At 66.6% G+C, this 21,941-nt stretch carries 22 protein-coding genes and 1 tRNA gene; 15 read left to right on the forward strand and 8 right to left on the reverse strand.

Annotated elements, in window-relative coordinates:
- The first annotated feature begins 4 nt into the window (after positions 1-4).
- Positions 5-910 (forward strand): DMT family transporter, encoded by a 906-nt coding sequence (locus tag ACZ6YI_RS20185; RefSeq protein ID WP_465780191.1) that lies wholly within the window; start codon positions 5-7, stop codon positions 908-910.
- A gap of 70 nt (positions 911-980) precedes the next feature.
- Positions 981-2,609, forward strand: coding sequence for a serine hydrolase (locus ACZ6YI_RS20190; RefSeq protein ID WP_465780192.1), 1,629 nt, complete (start codon positions 981-983; stop codon positions 2,607-2,609).
- A gap of 114 nt (positions 2,610-2,723) precedes the next feature.
- Here ACZ6YI_RS20190 and ACZ6YI_RS20195 read toward each other — a convergent pair whose 3' ends face one another.
- Positions 2,724-5,138 (reverse strand): DUF3772 domain-containing protein, encoded by a 2,415-nt coding sequence (locus ACZ6YI_RS20195; protein ID WP_465780193.1) that lies wholly within the window; start codon positions 5,136-5,138, stop codon positions 2,724-2,726.
- A gap of 159 nt (positions 5,139-5,297) precedes the next feature.
- On the opposite strand from ACZ6YI_RS20195, the gene tpiA reads away from it, so the two are divergent.
- The 4 genes from tpiA (at position 5,298) to ACZ6YI_RS20215 (ending at position 8,867) form a co-directional block, all read left to right on the forward strand.
- Positions 5,298-6,056 (forward strand): triose-phosphate isomerase, encoded by a 759-nt coding sequence (tpiA, locus tag ACZ6YI_RS20200; protein ID WP_465780194.1) that lies wholly within the window; start codon positions 5,298-5,300, stop codon positions 6,054-6,056.
- A 25-nt stretch (positions 6,057-6,081) separates the two neighbouring features.
- Entirely contained in the window at positions 6,082-6,528 is a 447-nt protein-coding gene (gene secG, locus ACZ6YI_RS20205) for a preprotein translocase subunit SecG (protein ID WP_465780195.1), read from the forward strand.
- A 29-nt stretch (positions 6,529-6,557) separates the two neighbouring features.
- Positions 6,558-6,642: transfer RNA gene (locus tag ACZ6YI_RS20210), tRNA-Leu, on the forward strand.
- A gap of 167 nt (positions 6,643-6,809) precedes the next feature.
- Complete coding sequence (locus ACZ6YI_RS20215) at positions 6,810-8,867, forward strand: putative bifunctional diguanylate cyclase/phosphodiesterase (RefSeq protein ID WP_465780196.1); 2,058 nt, start codon at positions 6,810-6,812, stop codon at positions 8,865-8,867.
- 11 nt (positions 8,868-8,878) lie between these two features.
- On the opposite strand, the gene ACZ6YI_RS20220 is transcribed toward ACZ6YI_RS20215, so the two are convergent.
- The 5 genes from ACZ6YI_RS20220 to ACZ6YI_RS20240 are packed head-to-tail and all read right to left on the reverse strand — an operon-like array spanning position 8,879 to position 10,971.
- Complete coding sequence (locus ACZ6YI_RS20220; RefSeq protein ID WP_440327177.1) at positions 8,879-9,346, reverse strand: YaiI/YqxD family protein; 468 nt, start codon at positions 9,344-9,346, stop codon at positions 8,879-8,881.
- Between the two features lie 4 nt (positions 9,347-9,350).
- Positions 9,351-9,923, reverse strand: a complete 573-nt coding sequence (locus ACZ6YI_RS20225) for a DUF924 family protein (protein ID WP_465780197.1) — start codon at positions 9,921-9,923, stop codon at positions 9,351-9,353.
- A 7-nt stretch (positions 9,924-9,930) separates the two neighbouring features.
- A complete protein-coding gene (locus ACZ6YI_RS20230) occupies positions 9,931-10,266 on the reverse strand; it encodes a tRNA-binding protein (protein ID WP_440327180.1) in 336 nt (111 codons plus the stop codon).
- Positions 10,259-10,648, reverse strand: a complete 390-nt coding sequence (locus ACZ6YI_RS20235; RefSeq protein WP_465780198.1) for a UBP-type zinc finger domain-containing protein — start codon at positions 10,646-10,648, stop codon at positions 10,259-10,261. The genes ACZ6YI_RS20230 and ACZ6YI_RS20235 overlap by 8 nt, the downstream gene beginning before the upstream one ends.
- A 47-nt stretch (positions 10,649-10,695) precedes the next feature.
- Positions 10,696-10,971: a hypothetical protein gene (locus ACZ6YI_RS20240; protein WP_465780199.1), complete on the reverse strand. Its 276-nt coding sequence runs from the start codon at positions 10,969-10,971 to the stop codon at positions 10,696-10,698.
- Between the two features lie 137 nt (positions 10,972-11,108).
- Between ACZ6YI_RS20240 and ACZ6YI_RS20245 the strand changes: the two genes are divergently transcribed.
- The 5 genes from ACZ6YI_RS20245 (at position 11,109) to ACZ6YI_RS20265 (ending at position 15,536) form a co-directional block, all read left to right on the forward strand.
- Positions 11,109-11,468: a DUF1304 domain-containing protein gene (locus ACZ6YI_RS20245; RefSeq protein WP_440327185.1), complete on the forward strand. Its 360-nt coding sequence runs from the start codon at positions 11,109-11,111 to the stop codon at positions 11,466-11,468.
- A gap of 66 nt (positions 11,469-11,534) precedes the next feature.
- Positions 11,535-13,244 carry a patatin-like phospholipase family protein gene (locus ACZ6YI_RS20250; RefSeq protein ID WP_465780200.1) on the forward strand — a complete coding sequence of 570 codons (1,710 nt, stop codon included), beginning with the start codon at positions 11,535-11,537 and terminating at the stop codon, positions 13,242-13,244.
- Between the two features lie 68 nt (positions 13,245-13,312).
- Complete coding sequence (locus tag ACZ6YI_RS20255) at positions 13,313-13,834, forward strand: tetratricopeptide repeat protein (protein ID WP_465780201.1); 522 nt, start codon at positions 13,313-13,315, stop codon at positions 13,832-13,834.
- Between the two features lie 172 nt (positions 13,835-14,006).
- Complete coding sequence (locus ACZ6YI_RS20260) at positions 14,007-14,381, forward strand: response regulator (RefSeq protein WP_440327189.1); 375 nt, start codon at positions 14,007-14,009, stop codon at positions 14,379-14,381.
- A gap of 93 nt (positions 14,382-14,474) precedes the next feature.
- Positions 14,475-15,536, forward strand: coding sequence for an Lnb N-terminal periplasmic domain-containing protein (locus ACZ6YI_RS20265; RefSeq protein WP_465780202.1), 1,062 nt, complete (start codon positions 14,475-14,477; stop codon positions 15,534-15,536).
- Here the strand turns inward: ACZ6YI_RS20265 and ACZ6YI_RS20270 are convergent.
- Complete coding sequence (locus tag ACZ6YI_RS20270; protein ID WP_465780203.1) at positions 15,446-16,510, reverse strand: TraB/GumN family protein; 1,065 nt, start codon at positions 16,508-16,510, stop codon at positions 15,446-15,448. The two genes, ACZ6YI_RS20265 and ACZ6YI_RS20270, sit on opposite strands and share 91 nt — an antisense overlap.
- Before the next feature lie 31 nt (positions 16,511-16,541).
- Here ACZ6YI_RS20270 and ACZ6YI_RS20275 point away from each other — a divergent pair, with 31 nt between their 5' ends.
- The 4 genes from ACZ6YI_RS20275 (at position 16,542) to ACZ6YI_RS20290 (ending at position 21,067) form a co-directional block, all read left to right on the forward strand.
- Entirely contained in the window at positions 16,542-17,321 is a 780-nt protein-coding gene (locus ACZ6YI_RS20275) for an NADPH-dependent F420 reductase (protein ID WP_465780204.1), read from the forward strand.
- Positions 17,322-17,474: 153 nt separating this feature from the next.
- On the forward strand, positions 17,475-17,720 hold the full coding sequence (locus ACZ6YI_RS20280) for a DUF2188 domain-containing protein (RefSeq protein ID WP_465780205.1): 246 nt from the start codon (positions 17,475-17,477) through the stop codon (positions 17,718-17,720).
- A 65-nt stretch (positions 17,721-17,785) separates the two neighbouring features.
- Positions 17,786-18,025, forward strand: a complete 240-nt coding sequence (locus tag ACZ6YI_RS20285; protein WP_440327197.1) for a hypothetical protein — start codon at positions 17,786-17,788, stop codon at positions 18,023-18,025.
- A gap of 195 nt (positions 18,026-18,220) precedes the next feature.
- Positions 18,221-21,067 (forward strand): TonB-dependent receptor, encoded by a 2,847-nt coding sequence (locus ACZ6YI_RS20290; protein ID WP_465780206.1) that lies wholly within the window; start codon positions 18,221-18,223, stop codon positions 21,065-21,067.
- Here ACZ6YI_RS20290 and ACZ6YI_RS20295 read toward each other — a convergent pair.
- Positions 21,057-21,776 carry a Crp/Fnr family transcriptional regulator gene (locus ACZ6YI_RS20295; RefSeq protein WP_465780207.1) on the reverse strand — a complete coding sequence of 240 codons (720 nt, stop codon included), beginning with the start codon at positions 21,774-21,776 and terminating at the stop codon, positions 21,057-21,059. The two genes, ACZ6YI_RS20290 and ACZ6YI_RS20295, sit on opposite strands and share 11 nt — an antisense overlap.
- Positions 21,777-21,941: the final 165 nt, after the last annotated feature.

Here is a 21,941-nt window from a genome sequence, read left to right on the forward strand (position 1 = left end):
TCGTATGTCGACCGCCGCCGATGCTCCCCTCGAACCCATGACGCCCGTCGCCGCCGAGCGCGATTGGCGCACGGGCGCTGAACTGGTCGCCCTGGGCGCCATCTGGGGCGGCTCGTTCCTCTTCATGCGCGTTGCGGCCAAGGATTTCGGCCCGTTCCCGATGGTCGCCACGCGGCTGGCCTTCGGCTCCGTGATCCTGCTTCCGTTGCTGTGGCGTGCCCGCGCGACCATCCGTGTGTCGCACCTGTGGAAGATGTTGCTGCTCGGCGCGCTCAGCGCGGCGATCCCCTTCACGCTGTTCGCCTGGGGCGCGGAGCGTGCGCCGGCGGGGATCGGCGCCATCGCCAACAGCATGACCGTGCTGTTCGCGGCGCTGGTCGCGTTCGTGGGCTTCGGCGAGAAGATCGGCACCCGCAAGGCCATCGCGCTCATCACCGGCTTCGTCGGCGTGGTCATCCTGGCCAGCGGCAAGACCGCCGGCGAGAACGTGGGCATGGCGGCGGCCGCCGGTGCCGCGGCCTCGTTCTGCTACGGCCTCGCGGCCAACCTGATCAAGAAGTTCCTCTCCGATATCGCGCCGACGGCGGTCGCCGCCGGTTGCCTGCTTGGGGCGACGCTGCTCACCGCGCCACTGGCATGGGCCACCTGGCCCGACGCACCCATCCCCGCCAAGTCGTGGATCTGCGTCGTGGCGCTCGGCGTGCTGTCGACCGGCCTTGCGTACGCCTTCTACTTCCGCCTGATCCAGAAGATCGGCGCCCCGCGTGCCGCGACCTCGACCTACCTTGTGCCGCTGTTCGGCGTGGCATGGGCCTGGATGTTCCTCGGCGAGGCGCTCACCCCGACGATGGCGCTGGCCGGCGCGATCATCCTGGGCAGTGTCCTCTTCAGCCAGAAAAGCAAGGCCTAAGCGGTCCCTTCCTTCGGCGCCCGCGGCGCGGCATAGTCTGGAACACCGATTTTCCAGCAGGGGTCACCCAATGCCGCGTCTTCGCCATCTCCTCGCCTTCGGGGTCACGTCGTTCGCCTTCGCGCTCGCAGCGCAGGCGCAGGACACGCCGCCGGCAGCCGCCAGTGCTTCCAGCGAAGCACGCCCCGTGGCCCTCGCGGACTTCGATGCCTACGTCGACGCCACCCGCAAGCAGTTCGATGTGCCGGGCATTGCCGTGGCGATCGTGAAGGACGGCAAGATCGTGCTCGAGATGGGCTCGGGCGTGCGCAAGCTGGGCGAGCCGGCGAAGGTGGATGCGCACACGCGCTTCGCCATCGCGTCGAATACCAAGGCGTTCACCGCAGCCTCGCTGGCGATCCTCGCCGACCAGAAGAAGCTCGACATGAACGACCGCGTGGTCGACCGCCTGCCGTGGTTCCAGATGTCGGACCCGTACGTGACTCGCGAGATGCGCGTGCGCGACCTGCTGGCACACCGCAGCGGCCTGAGCCTCGGCGCGGGCGACCTGCTGTACTGGCCGGCGACCACGTACACGACGAAGGAAGTTGTCGAGCGCCTGCGCTACGTGCCGATCACCAACAGCTTCCGCGCCGAGTACGCGTACGACAACATCCTGTTCGCCGTGGCCGGCCTGGTCATCGAGCAGGTGTCCGGCCACTCGTGGGCCGATTTCGTCCGCGATCGCATTTTCCAGCCGCTGGGCATGACTGAATCGATCACCAGCGCGCCGGACCATATCAACCCAGGCGACGACACCGCGATCGGCCACGCCAAATTCGACTTCAAGGACCTGAAGCCGGTCGAGCCGATGTCGTGGAACAACAATCCTTCGGCCGGCGGCATCTATTCGAGCGTGCATGACCTGTCGAAGTGGATGAACATGCAGCTCGCCGGCGGCCTGTACACCGATGCGAACGGCAACCAGCAGCGCCTGTTCTCCGCCGCGCGGCAGAAGGAAATGTGGTCGCTGCTCACGCCGATCCGCATCTCCGAGCCGAGCGTGCCGGAACTGAAGGCCGCGGTGCCCAACTTCTCCGGTTATGGCGAGGGCTGGTTCGTATCCGATTACCGCGGGCACAAGCTGGTGTGGCACACCGGCGGCTGGCCGGGCATGGTCTCGCGGCTGACTCTGGTGCCGGACCTGAACCTCGGCGTGGTCGTGCTGACCAACCAGGAAAGCGGCGCAGCGTTCCAGGCGGTGACGATGCGCGCGCTCGATGCATACATGGATGCGCCGAAGACCGACTGGATCGCGGCGTATGCGGCTTCCGTGAAAAAGCAGGAAGGCAACGCCGACGACAGCATGAAGAAGCACGAGGCGGCGCGCATGAAGGGCGCGAAGCCCTCGCTGCCGCTGGATGGCTACGCCGGCACGTTTCGCGACCCGTGGTATGGCGACGTCAAGGTGACGAAGCAGGGTGGCAAGCTGGTGATGAGCTTCACGAAGACCGCGCAGCTCACCGGCACGCTGGAGCCGTGGCAGCACGATACCTTCATCGCGCACTGGAACGACCGCTCGCTCAACGGCGATGCGTTCGTCAACTTCTCGCTCGATCCGGACGGCAAGGTGCGCGAGGTGCGCATGGAGCCGGTGTCGCCGCTGACCGACTTCAGCTTCGATTTCCAGGACCTGCGCCTGGCACCGGTCAAGGACTAATTCATCGCAATCGCGCTCCCACAAGGGTGAGGCAACCTTTATCGCGCGCAAGCGCGCTCCCACAAGGTTGGCGCCAGCCTTGTGGGAGCGCGCTTGCGCGCGATGGATCTGGCCTCACCCTTCGGGATCAGTAGACGCCTTCGGCGCCCCAGCCCCTGTCGGCCCGACCAGGTCGCCCATGTTCCCGCCTGAGCGCAGTACCAGGTCCTGCGGCCGCAGCAGTGGGATGTCCGCGCCGCGCAGGCGCGCGATGATCTCGAACAGCAGGTCGCTCTTCACGCCACCCACGTCGCGCGGGCTGCCGACGTAACAGGTGATCGCGAAGGTCATCGCGGCGCGGTCGATGCTATCCAGCGTGACCGACGGCGCGGGTGTTTCCGCCACGCCCTGGTGATGGTTCATGGCGTCGAGGACGTGATCGCGCACGGCCACCGGATCGGAATCCAGCGGCATGGGCAGCTTGATCAGGACGCGGCCCTGCGGGTTCGCCATGGTCATGTTGCGCACGGGCTTCGTGATGAACGAAGAATTCGGCACGATGATCGTCGACCTGTCGGCCACCTGGATCTCGGTGGCGCGCACGTTGATCCGGCGGATATCGCCTTCGGCATCGTCGAGCACGACCCAGTCGCCTACCTTGACCGGCCGTTCGGCCAGCAGGATGAGGCCCGAAATGAAGTTCTGCACGATCGCCTGGAGGCCAAAGCCGATACCCACGGAGAGCGCCGAGGCGACCCAGGCGATGTTCTGCAGGGACAGGCCCAGCGAGAGCAGGGCGATCGACACGACCACCACGATGCCGACGTAGCCAAGCAGCGTCGTCAGCGAGGTCCGCATGCCGGGATCGAGGTTGGTGCGCGGAAGGTACTGTTCCGCCATCCAGCTCTTCACCACGCGTACGGCGAGCAGGCCCACGAAGAACACGCCGATGCCGCCGAGGATCTGTCCCGGTTGCAGCGTGACGCCCGCGACCTTGAACTGCTGCAGCTTGCTCGCGAGATCGATGATGTCGGACGTGCCGGCACCGAAGCCCGAGATCACGGCGGTCAGGCCGAACAGGAACAGCGCAAGCCGCGACACGCCGGACAGGAGCACGCCGGCCTGGTCGAGCAGTTTGGGGTGGGTTCCGAAGATCGCCTGCGCACGTGCGCTCATCGGGCCCTTCTCGGAGAGCAGGGTTTCGAAGAGGTCATCCACCAGCCGCATGGCAAGGTACGTCGCCGAGATAACGATCAGCGTCCACACCACCTGGCCCGCCACGAAGGACGCGAAGGCGATGAAGCCGGTGAGCAGGGCGATCCAGGAGGCGACGATCGCCACCCATGCCGCGGCGATGAACAGGCTGGCCCAGATGGGCCGCGGCGGTTCGGTGCTGCCTTCTTCCACGACGTGGTGGGTCCGGCTGAGCCGGATGAGCGCCAGGGCGGTCAACACCGTCAGCACCAGCGCCTGCAGGCTGCTGGTGAGCACCTCGGCGGCAAGGCTGGTGCCGATGACGCGGTTGAGGATGCGTAGGAAATAAAACACCACGACCGCGAACGAAAACAGCATCGGGAAGCGACGCAGGCTCAGCGCGGTCTCATCGGAAATGGCGGGGAGACGCCACGACGGGCGCTTCGCGGAAATCAGCGCACGCCCGAGGCCGGCGACGAATGCGCCGAAGAACACCAGGCGCACGATCGCCCTGGCGACTTCGTTGGTCTCGTCGCTGAACGTGTCGCGCCAGTTGAGGCCCACATAGAACAGCTGCGTGCCGATACCCGTCGTCAGTGCCGACGTGAGGGTGATACCGACGATCAGGGCCGAGCGGCGCAGGCGGCCCGGTGGCATGCGGTTGGCCGTGAGGCTGCGCACGCGTGATTCGATCCAGAAGCGCAGCCCGGTCATCATCAGCAGGCCCAGCACCACGCAGCTCACCAGCGCGGTGCGGTTCCCGTTGCTCCAGCTGTTCGCGATATCCGCCTGCGCCTGGCTGACGAAGTCCCGCACGTTGGCGGCATCGCGCGGAAACGCCTTGGCGGGCTCCGACCAGAACGGGCGCGACAGGGGGGAATAGCTCTGCCGCGAGATGCGTTCCTGGAAGCGGGTACGCCGCAGGTCGGAGAGGGCGTTGGCGGTCTGGCTGGCCTCGAGGGCCATGGCGTCGGCCTGCTTGATCTGGCCATCCACCGCATCGAACGCCTTCTGCGCATCACGGCGGGCCTGAACCACCTCGGGCGGCTCCTTGTTGCCGCCGGTCGGCACGGGGCCGAGCTGGTCGAGCCGCGCCTTGGCGGCGTCGCGGTTCGGCTGCAGGGAGCCCGAGAGCTTCTGCGACTGGCTGTTGATGTCGCTGACCTGGCCGCGGAGATCGTCGATCTGGCCATCGGTGATGTCGGCGGCCTTCATGGCCTTTTCGGCCGCATCCAGGCGCCCGCGCAGGTCGTCCAGCTGCTGGGCCGGGGTAGGCGCTGCGTCCGTGTCTTGGGCGGCGGCGAGCCCCGGGCCGATGAGGAGCAGGGCGATGAAGAGAATTCTCACAATACGCATGGGGCAATGATAGGCCGGATCCGACAAGCTCAAATGCCCGAAGCATGCGTTACCCTCGGTGAACGCCGCATGCGGCGGGCCGATGCGGCAATGCAGCTTTGCCAGCTACGGCCCCGCCGCTATCCTGCCGCCCCTTTGCCACCGCCTGGAAGCCAAGCCATGCGCAAGAAGCTGGTCGCCGGAAACTGGAAGATGCATGGCTCGCGGGCCATGGCCGACAAGCTCGTCCGCGATATCGTGGAAGACCTGCCGGATGGCACCGACGTGCTGGTGTTTCCCCCCGATGTGTTCCTTAACGAGCTGACCGACCGCTACGGCGACCGGGGCCTGGGTTTCGGTGGGCAGAACCTGTCCGAACACCACATCCAGGGCGCCTTCACCGGGGAAATCTCGGGCGCCATGCTGCACGACGTAGGCGCCACGTGGGTGCTGGTGGGCCATTCGGAACGCCGCCAGTACCAGCATGAATCCGATGCGCTGCTGGCCAAGAAGTTCGAGGCCGCGCGCCAGGCGGGGCTCACCCCGATCCTCTGCGTGGGCGAAACGAAGGAAGAACACGAGGCGGGGCAGGCCGAGGCGGTCATCGCCCGCCAGCTGGGCGTCGTGCTCGAGCATAACGGCATCGAGCCGTTCCGCGAAGCCGTCATCGCCTATGAGCCGGTCTGGGCGATCGGAACGGGCCTGACGGCCACGCCGGACAAGGCGCAAAAAATTCATGCGTTCATCCGTAGCCAATTGGCAAAAAAGGATGCTAATATCTCGCTCCTGACCCGGGTGCTTTACGGCGGAAGCGTCAAGCCGGCCAATGCGGCCGAACTTTTCGCCCAGCCGGATGTAGACGGGGGACTGATCGGAGGCGCGGCTTTAGTGGCTTCCGATTTCCTGGATATATGCAAATGCGCCGCGGCGCGTCGATAATTCGCGACACGGCAAACAAGAAGACATGTTCATTCTCTTCAGCGTTTTCTATATCCTGATCGCCGCAGCGATGATCGTGCTGATTCTTATGCAGCGCGGTGCAGGTGCGGAGGCAGGTTCCGGTTTCGGTGGCGGTGCTTCCGCAACCGTGTTTGGTGCGCGCGGCTCGTCGAGCTTCATGACCCGTGCCACCGCAGTGCTCGCCGCACTGTTTTTCGTGTTGAGCCTTGGCATGGGTATCTACCTTGGCCATACGGGTAACCCCCAGCCCACCGCGGATCTCGGCGTGATGTCTGGCGCCACGGCACCGGCGGCTCCGGCAAACAACGCGGCGGCTCCGGCCACCGACGTGCCCAAGGCCCCCGCGGTCAACGGCGATGTCCCGGCGGCCACGGCCCCGGCGGCGAACAACGATGTTCCGGCCCCGCAGCAGGCAGCCAACCCGGCACCCGCTTCGACGGCCAAGAAGTAAAAGAGCAACACCCCAGTTTTAAAAGTTATGCCCAGGTGGCGGAATTGGTAGACGCACTACCTTGAGGTGGTAGCGGCTTAGGTCGTGGGGGTTCGAGTCCCCCCTTGGGCACCAACAGAGATCCGGACAACCTCAACCGGATCGCAAAGAAACCCGCGAAAGCGGGTTTTTTTGTGCCCGAAAGAAACCGACGGCAAATTCGGCAAAGTGCTCAAGATTTCGTCATAACTACCGAAATTGTTATCTATGGCCCACGTACGGGCAGAGTGTGGAAGGCAGTGATGCTCGTCAGCAGCTACAGCAATGTCCTCGTCGTGTTCTCGTTCGTGGTGGCCATCCTGGCCTCGTACACGGCGCTGAACATGGCTGGCCGTGTGGCCGGCACGCGGGGGCGGGCTTCGCTGCTCTGGCTGGCGGGCGGCTCGTTCGCCATGGGCCTGGGTATCTGGGCGATGCACTTCGTGGGCATGCTGGCTTTCAGCCTCCCGATTACCCTCGGTTACGACATCGACCTGACCGCCTTGTCGCTGGTCATTGCTGTGGCCTCGTCAGCCTTCGCCCTCTGGCTGGTGTGCCAGAGCGAGTTGCCGAAGCGCCGCCTGGCGGTGGGCGCGTTGCTGATGGGTGCCGGTATCTCCGCGATGCATTACACCGGCATGGCCGCGATGCGGATGATGCCGGGCGTGCTCTACGACCCGCTGCTGTTTTCCCTTTCCGTCCTGTTCGCCGTACTCGCTTCCGGCGCGGCGCTGTGGATCGCTTTCCGCCTGCGTCGTGATACCGGCCGGGTATGGGTCGCGCGTTTCGGCGCCTCCCTGGTCATGGGCTGCGCCATCGTCGGCATGCATTACACCGGCATGGCGGCCGCGAGCTTTCCCGAGGGCAGCTGGTGCGGTGCGGCCGTGGCGGGTGGCATCGATGTGAAGTACCTCGCCGTCGTGGTCATCGTCGTGACCCTGTCCGTGTTCGCCATCGCGCTCACCGTGGCCATGCTGGATGCCCGCGCGAACATGCTGGCCAACTCGCTCGACCGCGCCAACAGCGAACTGCTGCAACTGGCCATGCACGACAACCTGACCCGCCTACCCAACCGCGTGCTGCTCGAAGACCGCCTGGACCAGGCGATCCACAATGCCTCGAGGAGCGGTCGTCGCTTCGCCGTGCTGTTCCTCGACCTGGATGGGTTCAAGGCGGTCAACGACGTCTACGGCCACCATGTCGGCGACGAGCTGCTGCGTGATGTGTCGCGGCGCATCCTCGCCTGTAAGCGCGAGGAAGAAACCGTTGCACGCCTGGGCGGCGACGAATTCGTCGTCGCCTTCGATATCCGCGGCCCCGAGGATGCGGCCATGCTGGCCGAGGAACTCGTCGATCTGCTCAGCGAGCCGTACCTGATCAACGGCGTGACGGCGCATGTGTCCGCCAGCGTCGGCATTGCGCTGTATCCGGAGAACGGCCGCTCACGCCACGAGCTGATGATCAACGCCGATGCCGCCATGTATCACGCGAAGGAACAGGGCCGCCGCGGCTTCCGCTTCTTCGAGACCGCGATGAACGCGAACGTGCACCAGCAGCTGAAGCTCCAGCAGGACCTTCGGCGTGCGCTGGATCGCGGCGAGTTCACCCTGCATTACCAGCCGAAGCTGGTGTCTCCGAGTGGTCCCATGGTGGGCGTGGAAGCGTTGCTGCGCTGGAACAAGCCGGGCGAGGGCCTGGTGCCGCCGGACCAGTTCCTGCCGGTGGCCGAGCGCACCGGCCTCATCGTGCCCATCGGTAACTGGGTGATCGACGAAGCGTGCCGGCAGATGCGTGTGTGGCGCGATGCCGGGCACGCCGAGTGGACGGTGGCGGTGAACGTCTCCACGGCCCAGCTCAACCATGTGGGCCTGGTCGATACGCTGCGCGACGCACTGGCGCGCCACGGGATCGATGCCCGTCACCTCACCGTGGAAGTCACCGAATCCACCGCCATGCGCGATGCCGAAACCAGCCTCGCCATCCTCAACCAGGTGGCCGCGCTCGGCGTCGGCATCTCGATCGATGACTTCGGCACGGGCTATTCCAGCCTGCTGTACCTGAAGCAGCTGCCCGCGGATGAGTTGAAGATCGACCGCGGTTTCGTGACCGAACTGGCCCAGGGCAATGACGACGAGGCGATCGTCGCGGCGATCATCGCGCTGGGCAAGACGCTCGGGCTCAAGATCGTGGCCGAGGGCGTGGAGACCGTGGAGCAGCAGGAACTGCTGACCCGGCTCGGCTGCAATGCCCTGCAGGGCTTCCTGCTGGGCAGCCCGGTTTCCGCGGCCGAACTGCCGCGGTCGATTCCCGCTACCGCCTGAGTCGTGCCGGCCTAGCGGCTCGCCTGGCTACGCCGGCGCGCCAGCCATTTATCGAGCTCGTTGGCGAAGTTCTGCCGGTCACGCGGGTGCATCGCCGCTGGGCCACCGGTATCGACGCCTGCACCGCGCAGCTCTTCCATGAAGTTACGCATGGAGAGCCGCGCCGCGATCGTGTCGCGGGTGAACAGCTCCCCACGAGGATGCAAGGCCAGCGCGCCTTTCTCGATGGCGAACGAGGCCAGCGGGATGTCCTGCGTGACGACCAGGTCGCCCGGTTGCACGCGGCGGACGATCTCGTCATCCGCCACGTCGAAGCCGCCGGGGACCTGGATCGAGCGGATGAACTTCGAGGCGGGCGTGCGGATCCACTGGTTCGCCACGAGCGTGACCTCGACCTGCTCACGCTCGGCCGCACGGAACAGGATGTCCTTGATGACGTTCGGGCAGGCGTCGGCGTCGACCCAGATATTCAAAGCCATACCCTCATCCTGCGAAGCCACCTTCGTCGAGGAACGCCTGCTCGTCAGCCGTCGTCTCGCGGCCGAGGGCGTGGTTGCGGTGCGGGAACCGGCCAAAGCGGCGGATGACGTCGCGGTGGATGATCGCGAACTTGAGGTACGGGTCGCCGAGTGGCTCGTTGCGTTCCACGGCGAGGTCCTGGTCGGCCAGCGTTTCCGCGTGCGAGAAGGGCAGGTAGCAGAACACGCGCATGTCGCCTTCGATCTGCTGATCGAACCCTCGCGCCAGCATCTGCCGGGCGACGTAATGACCCAGCGCATCGGTGGCGAACATGTGCGCGCAATCGCGGAAGGCGTTGCGCGGGAGCTGGTCGAGCAGGATCACCAGCGCGAGCGAACCTTCCGCCGTCTCCATCCAGTGATCGAGCCGGCGGCGCGAAGCGGCCATGTGCGCAGGCAGGAAGCGCCGGCGGAACTCGCGGTCGAAGGCGTCATCCTTCTCGAACCAGCGCGCCGGGCCGGCATCGCGCCAGAAGGCCACGACACTGGCAGGGGTTTCGTCGACAGGGAGGTTTTCAAACGGGTCGGAAACGGACATCGGTATCTCAGGCCAGCCGCGTGCCATTGGGCACGTTACGTTCCGTGGTCGCGATGACCACGCCTTCATCGGTATGGAAACCGGTGAGCAGGAATTGCGATCGCATGGGCCCGATCTGCTTCTCGGGAAAATTGATCACGCCAATGACCTGCCGGCCGACGAGTTCATCCGGCTGGTAGATCCCCGCGACCTGCGCGCTCGTCTTGCGTTCGCCGTGCGGGCCGAAGTCCACCCAGATGCGGTAGGCGGGCCGCTTCGCCTCGGGGAAGGTTTCGGCGCGGGTGACCGTGCCAGCCACCATCACCACCCGGGTGAAGTCATCCCACTCGATAAGCTCAGTCATTGCGTTCGTTCTGTTCCTGCTCGTTGCGGCGCATGAGGATCACCTGCCAGTTGCGCGGCACGGCACCCGCGGGGCCGGGGACCGGTTGGTCGCGCGGGTGGTGCTGCGGATCGGCGAGGCGCGGGGCGCCGCGCACTTCGTCGTCCGTGCGGTAATCGTAGAACCAGTCCTCGCCGGGTTCGAAGGTCTGGATGATCTCGTGGCCGGTTTCCTCGAAGTGCTTCCGCGCATGCCGGTTGAGCGAGTCGTCGCAGCAGCCGACGTGGCCGCACTTCGCGCAGCGGCGCAGGTGGAACCACCAGTCGCCCGCCGCCATGCATTCGACGCAGCCGGTCCCGCTGGGTGGCGCGCTTGGATCGATGAAGTTGGACAGTTGGCTCATGCGGCAGGCTCCGGGACGTAGATCCCGATCCTACCCGAGCAGGGCGCTCAGAACAGCTTGCCGGCGCGACGCAGGGCAATCAGCTGCATGCGATCGACCGAATGTGCAAGGCTGCGTAGCGCGACGTGCAGGGCGTCGGTATCCGGCGTGCCCTCCTGCAACAGCGTCTCGATGCGTTCGGCGGCATCGGCGACGGACAGGTGCTCGTGCAGCGCGGCGTGGCGGGCCACGTGGCCCGCGCGGAAGTGCGCTTCATCGTAGTCGTGGTGCAGCAGGGCCTGGAGCAGCCCGAGGGCCTCCAGCGATATCTCCTGGGCTGCCATGACATTGCGCATCCCGCTATCTGACCCGTCCGGACCGCGTGGCGCAATCGAACGATCGGCCTACGTAAACCCACGGCCCTTCACATCCGGCCGTCCGTCGCTATGCTGGGCGGATTACCACCGAACGAAGGACCGCCATGAGCCTGCTCGCCACCGTGTTGACCGCCATCGTCATACTGATCCACGTCTATATCGTGGTGCTCGAAATGCTGCTCTGGCGCTCGCGCGGCCCGCGAGTGTTCGGGATCACGCCTGCGTTCGCCAATGAAAGCGCCGCCCTCGCCTCGAACCAGGGCCTGTACAACGGCTTCCTGGTGGTCGCGCTGGTGCTCGGCCTGGCCCTGCGCGAGCCGTTTGCAACCGCCTTCGTGTTCTACGGCCTGGGCTGCGTGGTGGTCGCCGGGCTGTGGGGCGCGCTCACCGCCAGCCGCAGGATCCTCTACGTGCAGGCCTTGCCGGCAGCGCTGGCCTTGGCCGCGCAGTGGATGGCGCGGTAAGGTCGCCGCGTTCCACGAGACGCGCCGAGGGGGCGGCGCGATCCTGCGACCCCACGGGATCCATCGATGGCTGACAACGAGTTACCCCTGGCACGGCCCCGGGAGACCCCTGCCTGCCGGCCGGGGACGTTCGAGCTGGGGCTGGCGCTTGCCGGCGCCGTATCGGGCGGCGCGTACGCCGCCGGCGTGCTCGATTTCCTCTACGAAGCGCTCGACCACTGGTATGAGGCGAAGGCGCGCGGGCTACCGGTGCCCCGGCATGACGTACTCCTGCGGGTCATCTCCGGTGCCTCCGCGGGCAGCATCAACGGGGTGCTCTCCGGCATCGCGCTGCCGTACCGCTTTCCCCATGTGCACGCTGGGCCTGCGCCGGAAGACGTGACGGGCAACCCCTTCTACGACGCCTGGGTAAAGCGGATCGATGTGCGCGAACTGCTGGGCAAGGCCGATCTGGCCGATCCGGGCCAGCCGATCGCCTCCTTGCTCGACTCGACCTGCCTGGACACCATCGCCGCGGACATGCTGGACCACACGGGCACGCCTGCCGTCCGGCCTTACGTCGCCAATCCGCTGAAGTGCGTCTTCACCGTGACGAACCTGCGCGGCGTGCCGTACATGGTGCAGTTCAAGGGCAACCCGGAAATCCCGGGCCACGGCATGATGGCCCACGCCGACTGGCTGCGCTTCGCCGTGGATACGGGGCAGGGCGATCGCGCGGGCGAGTGGATGTTTCCCGACGAGCGGCTGGTGACCGGCCCCAGCCACGCGCGTACGCCCCCGTGGCGCGCCTTCATGCAGGCCGCCCTGGCTTCGTCGGCGTTCCCCGCGGGGCTGCGCTTTCGCCAGGTGAGCCGGCCGTGGACCGACTACGACCAGCGTGTGGTGGTGGTCCCGGGCAAGGACGGGATGGCCACGCCGGTGCCGTTGCCGCCGGCCTGGGCCGATGGTGACGGCGAGGACGGTGAATACCGGTTCGTCGCGGTGGATGGCGGGGCCATGGACAACGAGCCGTTCGAGCTGGCGCGTACCGAACTGGCAGGCACGCTGGGCCGCAACCCGCGCGACGGTGACAAGGTCAACCGCATCGTGATCATGCTCGACCCGTTCCCTGAAGCCGAGGCACCCGGCCCGGTGGAAGCCGATGCGACCAACCTGATCGAGTCGATGGCGTCGCTGTTTGGAGCCTGGAAGCAGCAGGCGCGCTTCAAGCCGGAGGAAGTGGCGCTGGCGCTCGATGCCACCGTGTACAGCCGTTTCATGATCGCGCCGAGCCGCCCGGCGCTCGAACCGGGCCCGCGCTGGATCGGTGGCCGCGCACTGGCCGCCGGCGCGCTGGGTGGCTTCTCCGGGTTCCTCTCGGAGGCGTACCGCCACCACGATTTCCTGCTCGGCCGACGCAACTGCCAGCGCTTCCTCGAAGAGCGCCTGCTGGTGCCCGCCGCCAACCCGATCTTCGCCAGCTGGGTCGACGACCCGGCCATGGCGGGATATCTCCGCGAGGTCGATGGCGAACGCTTCGCGCCGGTCATCCCGCTGGTCGGTGGCTGCGGCTCGCTGCGCGAGCCCGTGCCGGCGTGGCCGCGGGCGGCGTTTGACGTGGAGACGATCATGCCGCTGGCGGAAGGCCGCATGCAGGCGCTGTACGTCGCCGCGACCGCCGGGTTGCGCGCGCGGCTGGCGACCTGGCTGGCCTGGCGTTTCTACCTGCGCCGCAAGCTCCTCGACCTGGTCTCAAGCCGTTTACGCAATGCCCTGAAGGCCTTCGACCTTTTGTGAGAATTGACGGATGGGCAGCCGCACGGGCAATGTCGGGTGGACGAACCTGCACCAGAGGAGTGCGTCCGATGCAGCGTGTAACTTCCGGTTGGTCCGTGGGCATGGCGGTAGCGCTGCTCGCGGGCTGCGCCAGCCACGGGACTCTCCCGCCGCCGCGGCCGACCCTCGATGTGGCGAAAAGCACGCAGGAAGCGAACCAGGCTTATGCCGCCGGCGACATGCGCCACGCGGCGGATCTCTACGCGACGATCGTGGATGCCCAGCCTGACGACGCCGACGCCTGGTTTCGCCTGGGCAACGCCCGGTTCCGCCTGCAGCAGCCGGACGAGGCGGTGGTCGCCTATGGGCGCGCCATCCAGCTCCGGCCCGGCTACCCCCAGGCCGAATACAACCTTGGCGTCGTACGGCTCAAGCAGGCCCAGGCGGCGATGATCGCCAGTGCGCAGGCCGGCAAGCCGGGCGATACCCTCCGGCGGGACAGCGCGCGGATCGCGCAGCGCCTCGCCCGCGTGGCCGACGATGTCGGCACCCGGGGCAAAGGCGAGGGCGGGGCCCCGCCTTTTATTGTCGAGCCAGACGATCGCCCGTAGGTTTTTATGTGACGCCACGGCGTATGGATCGAAATAAAAGTGCGCGCCTTCGCATACGTGAAAGTACGCACGTACAAATGCTCCAAATCGGCCTGTTGGACTATGGCCCGCATGCAAATTCGGTAGTAGTTTCTGCTCCGGGGAGTCCGAAACTGCTGACGTGAGCTTCGCTATGGCCACTACTTCAGTCGCACCACGTGCCATCGTTTTCGAGGACCATGGCGGACTGGCGTCCGCGCTGACCGACCTGCTCGAGGCCCGCCTCGGTTACGACGTCGCGGAATGTGCCGGCTGCATCGAAGAAGCCTTGCGCGTGGCCCATGTCGCCCGCTGTGACGTGGCGGTGGTGGACCTGGACCTGCGTGGCATCATGGCGTACCCGGCGCTCGATGAACTGAAGCGCCGCGGCATCCCGTATGTCATCGCCACCGGTGCCATGCCGCTGGATATACCGGGAAAATACCGCGCACCGATGGTGCGCAAGCCCTACAGTGCGCAGGAGCTCGAGAGGGCGATCCGCGAGGCGAGCATGGGCGGCAACGCCTGAGCTGCCTGGAAACGTTGCAAGCGCGTCCCGCTCCGTCCACGCTAGGCGGATGAGCGACCACCACGACCGTTTTACCCGATGAGGAAGCGCCGGATGCTCGCGCGCAGCGTGGCCGGCGCAGTCGCTGGCCTGTTGCTGTTCGCGTCGGGCGCGTGGGGCGCCCTCGCCTTGCGCTACCAGCTGCCAGGCACGCCGGGCGTCCGCCTGGCTGGCGCTATCGCATGGTCGGCGATCTACCTGGCCCTGCTGGTTGCGTTTCTCGGCTGGCGTGTCTGGTGGGCGCCGCTGTGCCTCGTCGCCCTGCTGGGGCTGCTGGTCGCGTGGTGGATGACCATTCCGCCGCGCAACGACCGGCTCTGGTCGGATGACGTCGCCCGCCTGCTTTCGGGCGAGGTGCACGGCGACCGGGTCACCTTGCACAACGTCCGCAACTTCACCTGGCGCGCCGAGGACGACTACGACAGCCGCTGGGAGACCCGTGAGTACGACCTGACGCAACTCGTCTCCGCCGATGCGGTGCTGTCGTACTGGTCCGGCGAGGCGATCGCCCACGCCATGCTCTCGTTCGGCTTCCAGGATGGCCGGCACATCGTCTTCTCGATGGAGATCCGCCGCGAAAAGGGTGAAGCGTTCTCCGAGGTAGGCGGGTTCTTCAAACAGTTCGAGCTGGTGCTGATCGCGGCGGACGAGCGGGACATCATCCGGGTCCGCACCAACGTGCGCGGCGAGGACGACTACCTGTTCCCGCTGCGGATGCCGCCGGAAGCGATGCGGTCGCTGTTCCTGTCCTACGTGGAGGCGGCGAACCGGCTGGCCGACAAGCCGCGCTTCTATAACACCATCACCTCGAACTGCACGACCATCGTCTACCGCATGGCACGGCGCATCGACGATGGCTTGCCGATGGATATCCGCCTGCTGCTGACCGGCTACCTGCCCGAATACCTCATGGATAACGGCGCCCTCGACAACCGCATGACGGTGGATGAGTGGCGCCGGCTGGGCCGGGTCACGGACCGTGCACGGGCGAGCGGTCCGGACGATGATTTTTCCGCGGTGATCCGTCAGGGTGTCCCGCCGGCGGTCTTGTCCGCGGCGTCGCCCTCATCCGGTGAGGTGACGGTGAAGCCCTTCGCCGCGAGCGCCGACAGGTAACCGTTGGGGCCGATCAGGTCATCCAGCGGCACGATGGCGACGGTCTGCGCATTGGCGGCCACTTCGGTATCCACGGCGGCCAGCCAGCGCGTGCGCACCTGGGCAGGCACGTCGGTCAGCCCGATGCGCTGGGCGAGGCCGCTTTCTGTAGCGGCATCCAGGCAGGTCGAGATCTGCTTCGCACGGCGTTCATCGCGCAGCGCATCGACGTCGCCGGTGGCCCAGGCGTTGGCGCGTTCGCGCATGGCGGCGAGCTGGGCTTCGATGTTGTCGACGCTCTGGGTGAAGCAACTTAGGTCGTCCAGCGTCGAGCGCTTGAATTCCTTCACCACCGCGCGGGGATCGTCGACGAGCAGGGTGTATTCCACGGGCACCTGCTTCACGTTGTGCCGCTTCGCCATGTCCACCACCGCATCGGTGATGTAGCCGGACTTGCGCAGGCCGGACTTCTTCACGGCCTGCTTGTAGAGCTCGATCGCGGCGAAGATCGGCCGGTAGCGCTCGACCTTGCGTTCGTCGCCGATGTAACGCGCCTTGACGGTGAGCCAGCGCGCGTAGACGTCCGGCGGCACGGTTTCCTCCAGCGTCTTGCCATCGGGCGAGTTGCGCACGCCGATCAGCGACGGCAGCAGGGCCAGCCTGCCGAAAAAGCCGACATTGGGTTTCACCTCGGTGTGCGGTGGCAGGATGAGCGCGCCGGCGTGCGCCACCGCGTCGTCGACGTCGTCGGTCTTCCAGGTGATGTTGCCCGGGATGGGCGACAGCGTGCCCAGGATCAGCAGGACATGGTCGCCTCGCGTGGCCCGCCACAGGCCCGGGCCTGGCTGCACGCCGCTGACCGTGACGGCCTCGAGCGTGGGGACGCTGGTCGCCGGTGCGGGCAGTGGTGGAGGCGTCTGGGCGGTCGCGGCGCTGGCGCCGACGGCCAGGGTGAGGGTGAGGGCCAGCAGGAGGAGGCGGGGGCGTCGGGTCATGCGCGGAGTCTAGCGGAGGCCGCTGCACGGGATGGCGACAGGCTCACCCGGTGCTCGCCTTGTATTCACGTCACCGGCGGATGATCGAAAGTTTCCACGGTGGGCGAGGGCACGCATGAAGATCGGGATCATCGGCGCAGGGCAGATCGGCAGCACGCTGGCGCGGCGCTTCCGCGAACTCGACCACGACGTGAAGATCGCGAACTCACGCGGGCCGCAGACCCTCACGGAGCTGGAGAACCAGACCGGCGCGGTCGCCGTCGCGGCCAGCGAAGCGGTCGTCGATGTTGACCTGGTGATCGTCACCATCCCCGAATCGCGCGTTCCGGACCTCCCGGCCAACCTGTTCGGGAACGTTGCCGGTGATGTCGTCGTGGTCGACACGGGCAATTATTATCCGCGCCAGCGCGACGGCCGCATCGCGTCGATCGAGGAGGGGATGCCCGAGAGCCAGTGGGTGGCGCAGCAACTGGGGCGGCCGGTGATCAAGGCGTTCAACAACATCTACGCGGAGCACCTCGGCGCCATGGGCAAGCCAGCCACCGAGCGCGACCGCATCGCCCTGCCGGTGGCTGGTGACGATGACAATGCCAAGGCCGTCGTGCTGAAGCTGGTGGACCAGCTCGGCTTCGATGGTGTCGATGCCGGTCCGCTTGCCGACTCATGGCGGCAACAGCCCGGCACCCCGGTATACACCGCCGACCGTGACCTGGAAGGCGTGCGCCAGGGCTTGCTCGATGCGAGCCGGGAACGCACCGAGGCGTGGCGGGCGACGGCGCAGAGCCCGGGTACGTACGATGCGCCGCGCTGACGCGCACCCGGGTGTAGGTGCCGTGAAGGTTTCGCCAAGCGATCTTCCGTTGTGGCCGGGTCGCCGGAGGACTAAGCTGCGCCGTCCGACCGTAAGAACCCAACCCCATGGGACCGGCGGCAAAGCATGTGCGCTGGAGCAATCGCGTTCCCCATGGCCCTGGTGATTTACGACATCCCGTTCCACCCTGACCTGGCCGGCCTCTGGCATGTCCAGCTCAACGGCGTGCCCACGGAAAATTTCGAAACGCGCGTGGCGGCCATCGCTTACGCGGTGCAGCAATCCAAGCTGCTGGGTACCCAGGGACAGGTCCAGGTACTGGTTTCCGTGGAGGGCGCCGATGGCGTCTGGCGGGAGTTCGAGTCCAATGCCAAGCGACCGGTGCAGAGCCTGCAGTAGCGGCTGCACATTGCGTTGATGCGCGATGCATACGATGGGGTGGATCGAGGAGGATTCACCCGACCATGGCACATCGCAAGATTGGATATTTCGACGTCGAAGGCTCGTGCTACGTGGCCAAGCCAGGCCGCTGGCGCGGCAAATACGTGATCAGCGAAGACGGCGACGAGCTGAAGGAAAAGCTGTGCGTCACCCTGCACGACAATGAGGAAGACGCCTGCGCCGAGGGCCTGCGCCTGGGCATCACGGCGGCCCGTGAGCTGATGAAGGAACGCGAGGGTTTCGACCCCGGCGAAGACGAGTAGGCAGCGCCAGCACGCTGCATAGGTCGTGCCAGAAAACGCCGCGCAACGCGGCGTAAGCTATTCCGAATGGCCGATGGTACGCGCGGTTTACACGGCGTAGGTTTTCATTGCGGCCCCGTGAATGTTGCGTTTTTCGCATATTCCCCCGCCGCGAAAGTCCCAGCCCCACTCCCCTAAAGGCTCCGGAGACTCACAATGAAAACGCACGCACACATGGCGCTTCGGCGCCACGGCCTCGCTTTGTCCATCACCACCGCACTGGCTTGCACGTGCGGCTCCGCTTACGCGCAGAACGCGCCCCCACCGCCACCGCCACCCGCCCCGGCGCAGCAGGGCGACCAGAAGGGCACGACCGAACTGGCCGCGATCACCGTGACGGGTTCGGCACTGCCACGCATCGATGTCGAGACGCCATCGCCGGTGACCACGATCACCGCCGACCAGATCCAGAAGAGCGGCCTCACGACGGTTTCGGATGTCATCCGCGCGGTTTCCGCCGATAACAGCGGCTCGATCCCGCCGGCGTTCACCGGCGGCTTTGCGGCGGGTTCCTCGGGCGTGGCGCTTCGCGGCCTGACCGTGAACTCCACCCTCGTCCTGATCAACGGCCGCCGCGCCGCGAACTACCCACTGGCCGACGACGGCCAGCGCTCCTTCGTCGACCTCAACACGATCCCTTCGAACGCGATTGACCGGATCGAAGTGCTGAAGGATGGCGCGTCGTCCCTGTACGGCGCGGACGCGATCGCGGGCGTCGTCAACATCATCCTCAAGCCCAGTTTCAAGGGTGCCGAGTTCAGCGGCGAGGTCGGTACGTCGCAGAAGGGCGGCGGCACCACCCGGCGTGGCACCGTGCTGTTCGGCGGCGGCGACTTGCGCAAGGACGGCTGGAACGCCTATTTCAGCGCCGAGTACCAGAAGGACGAACGGATCAAGGTGGGCGATCGTGGCTATCCGTACAACACCAACGACACGCGGCGCAGCGGCGGCAACAACCTGATCGGTGGCCAGCCGTCGCAGAACTCCGGTTCGCTGTACGGCACGGTGACCCCGGGCACGCTCGGCACGCCGGGCGACGTGACCTCGGGCATCGCCGACCCGGGCGCGGTTTCGCAGCCACTCGTGCCATGTGGCGCCGGCAGCACGCTGATCACCGACGATCCAAACAACCCAGGGAGCTACTGCGCCTATAACCGCACCCGGTACTTCGATATCGCACCGGAGATGGAACGCGCGGGCGTGTATGGCCGCTTCACGCTGAAGCTCAACGACACCACGCAGGCGTACATCGACACCAGCTACTACCAGGTGAAGACGAACTTCCGCGGCCCGCCGCCGCAGATCCAGGCGAGCACGCCGAACAACACCAACTCGATCGCGCTGCCGGCGACCTTGCCGGATGGTTCGCTCAACCCCAACAACCCGTTCGCGGCGGATGGCAAGGCCGCGCTCATCAACTACACGTTCCCGGGCGTGACGGGCGGTGGCCAGAACAAGAACCACAACCTGCGCATCACCGGTGGCGTGACCGGTTCGTGGGGTGACTGGAGCTATGACACCGCGCTGGTGTTCAACCATTCATCGCTCGATACCGATACGTACGGCCTGCTCAACTACAACTCGCTGATCGCGGCCATCACCAACGGCACGTACAACTTCCTGGATCCGTCGCAGAACTCGCGCGCGTTCCTGGATGCGCTGGCGCCCGCGCTGCACAAGACCTCCACGAGCGACCTGCAGTCGTTCGACTTCCGGGTCAGCCGGCCGCTGCTCGATTTGGCGGGCGGCTCGCTCGGCCTTGCCACGGGTATCGACGTCCGCCACGAGGAGCAGAACGATCCTGACCTCAACCCCGACCTGGCTGCACAGGGGCTGGGCATCGCGCATACCAAGGGCAACCGCACGGTGACCGGCGCGTACGTGGAGCTGGATGCGCCGTTCCTGGAATCGCTGGAGGTCGATGTGTCGGGTCGTTATGACCATTACTCGGACTTCGGCAAGAGCTTCTCGCCGAAGATCGGCATCAAGTGGAAGCCGATCCGGCAGCTGGCGGTGCGCGGCACGTTCTCGAAAGGATTCCGCGCGCCCAGCTTCGCCGAGAACGGGTCGAGCGAGGCGGAAGGGTTCGCCACGTACACGCCGCCGGAGGAATTCCAGAACCTGCACAACAACAGCGGTTACGTGCAGCCTTACCCGCTGGCGTTCCTGACCGCGGCCAACCCGAAGGTGAAGCCGGAGCGCTCGAAGAGCTGGACCTTCGGCCTCGTGTTCCAGCCCACCGACGACATCAGCGCATCGCTCGATTACTACCGGATCAAGAAGACCGGCGTGATCGGCCAGCAGAGCCCGTCGGCCGTGCTTGCCGCGTATTACGCCGGCCAGCCGTTGCCGACGGCATCCAGCATCGTGCAGGACGTACCCGACCCGGCGGCGCCGGATGCGCTGCCACGGCCGATCGTCGTGGTCGCCCCGTACGTCAACCAGAACTCACTGGAGACGAAGGGTATCGATCTCGACCTGAAGGGCGGTTTCAACTTCGCCGAGAACGTCCGCTTCACCAGCGAGATCAACCTGACGAAGATCATCAGCTGGGTGCTGACGCTCCAGGATGGTTCGAAGCTGCAGTTCGTCGGCACGCATGGTCCGTACGGACTCTCGTCCGGCGCAGGCACGCCGCGGTACCGCGGCTCGTGGGCCAACAGCGTGCAGTGGGGCAAGCTCACGCTCACCGGCACGATCTACTACACCAGCAGCATCAAGCTCACCGCGCCGGATGTCGCGCCGGGGTGCCAGTCGACGAACACGCTGACCGGCGCGGATTTCCCGTCCTCCTGCCGCAGTTCGTCGTACACGCAGGTCGACTTCACCGGCAATTACGACGTGACCGAGAAGGTATCGATCACGGGCTCCATCATGAACGCGTTCGACCGCAAGGCGCCGTTCGATCCGTTGAACTATGCGGGGCTCAACTACAACCCGACCTATGCGCAGGCGGGCGTGGTGGGCCGGTTCTTCACCGTCGGCGTGAAGGTCAAGCTGTAAGGCCGTGCCCGGCCAGGGCGGCGGCGTCGGTGATCCCGACGCCGTCGTTCCTGACCGTCAGGCTGCCATCGGCGCGCAGGCGGGCCAGCATGCGCGTCACCGTGGCCGCGCTCATCCCCAGGTGCGAGCCGATGTCGTCGCGCGACATCGGCAGGGGTATGAAGGTGGTATCGGGTTCCACCTGGCGGCGCCGCGCAAGCAGGTCTGCCAGGAAGGACGCGACGCGGGCGAGGGCAGGGGCATCGCCACCCCGCAGGGCCAGGCGGCGCTCTTGCCGACGCAAGCCACGCAGGTGGCTCGCGATGGCGTCGTCGTGCTCGCACAAGGCGTCTGTAGCCGCGCGCGGGAAGCGGCAGAACCACGTCTTGCCCACCGCGACGACCGAGGCCGTGTGCTGGCCCTGGCGGGCGATATCCAGCGCGAAAAGCTCACCCGGCAGGTGGAACGCGAGCACGCGGCCACCGGCCACGGTCATGGCCAGGCCGGAGAGCACCGCATAGGCGGCCAGGTGGGGCGCATCGGGTTGCACGAGGCGGTCGCCGTCCGAGAAGGGGCCCACGCGCTCGACGATGTCGCGCATGGCCAGCAGTTCCGCGGCGCCACCCCGGGTGGCCTGGCAGCTGTGCGCATGCCGGCACGCGTCATTGCAGCAGGCGGCGCCACGACGCAGGGCGGGCGGGGGCGTGGCGACATCGGGGGCGTAATGCACGGCTGGACCTCCCGCGCGCAGCAAGCGCGCAAGGCCTAGTTTAGGGCTGGGAACGCCATGGGCCGGATGCGGTCAGTCGCGTGCGCCCAAATGCCGCAGGGGGCGGTGCTATTGACGCGCCAGGGGCTTTCCGCTAACAAGGGCGACGGGGGAATACCAGAAAGG

The sequence above is a fragment of the Luteibacter sp. NPDC104163 genome, from assembly GCF_055584245.1.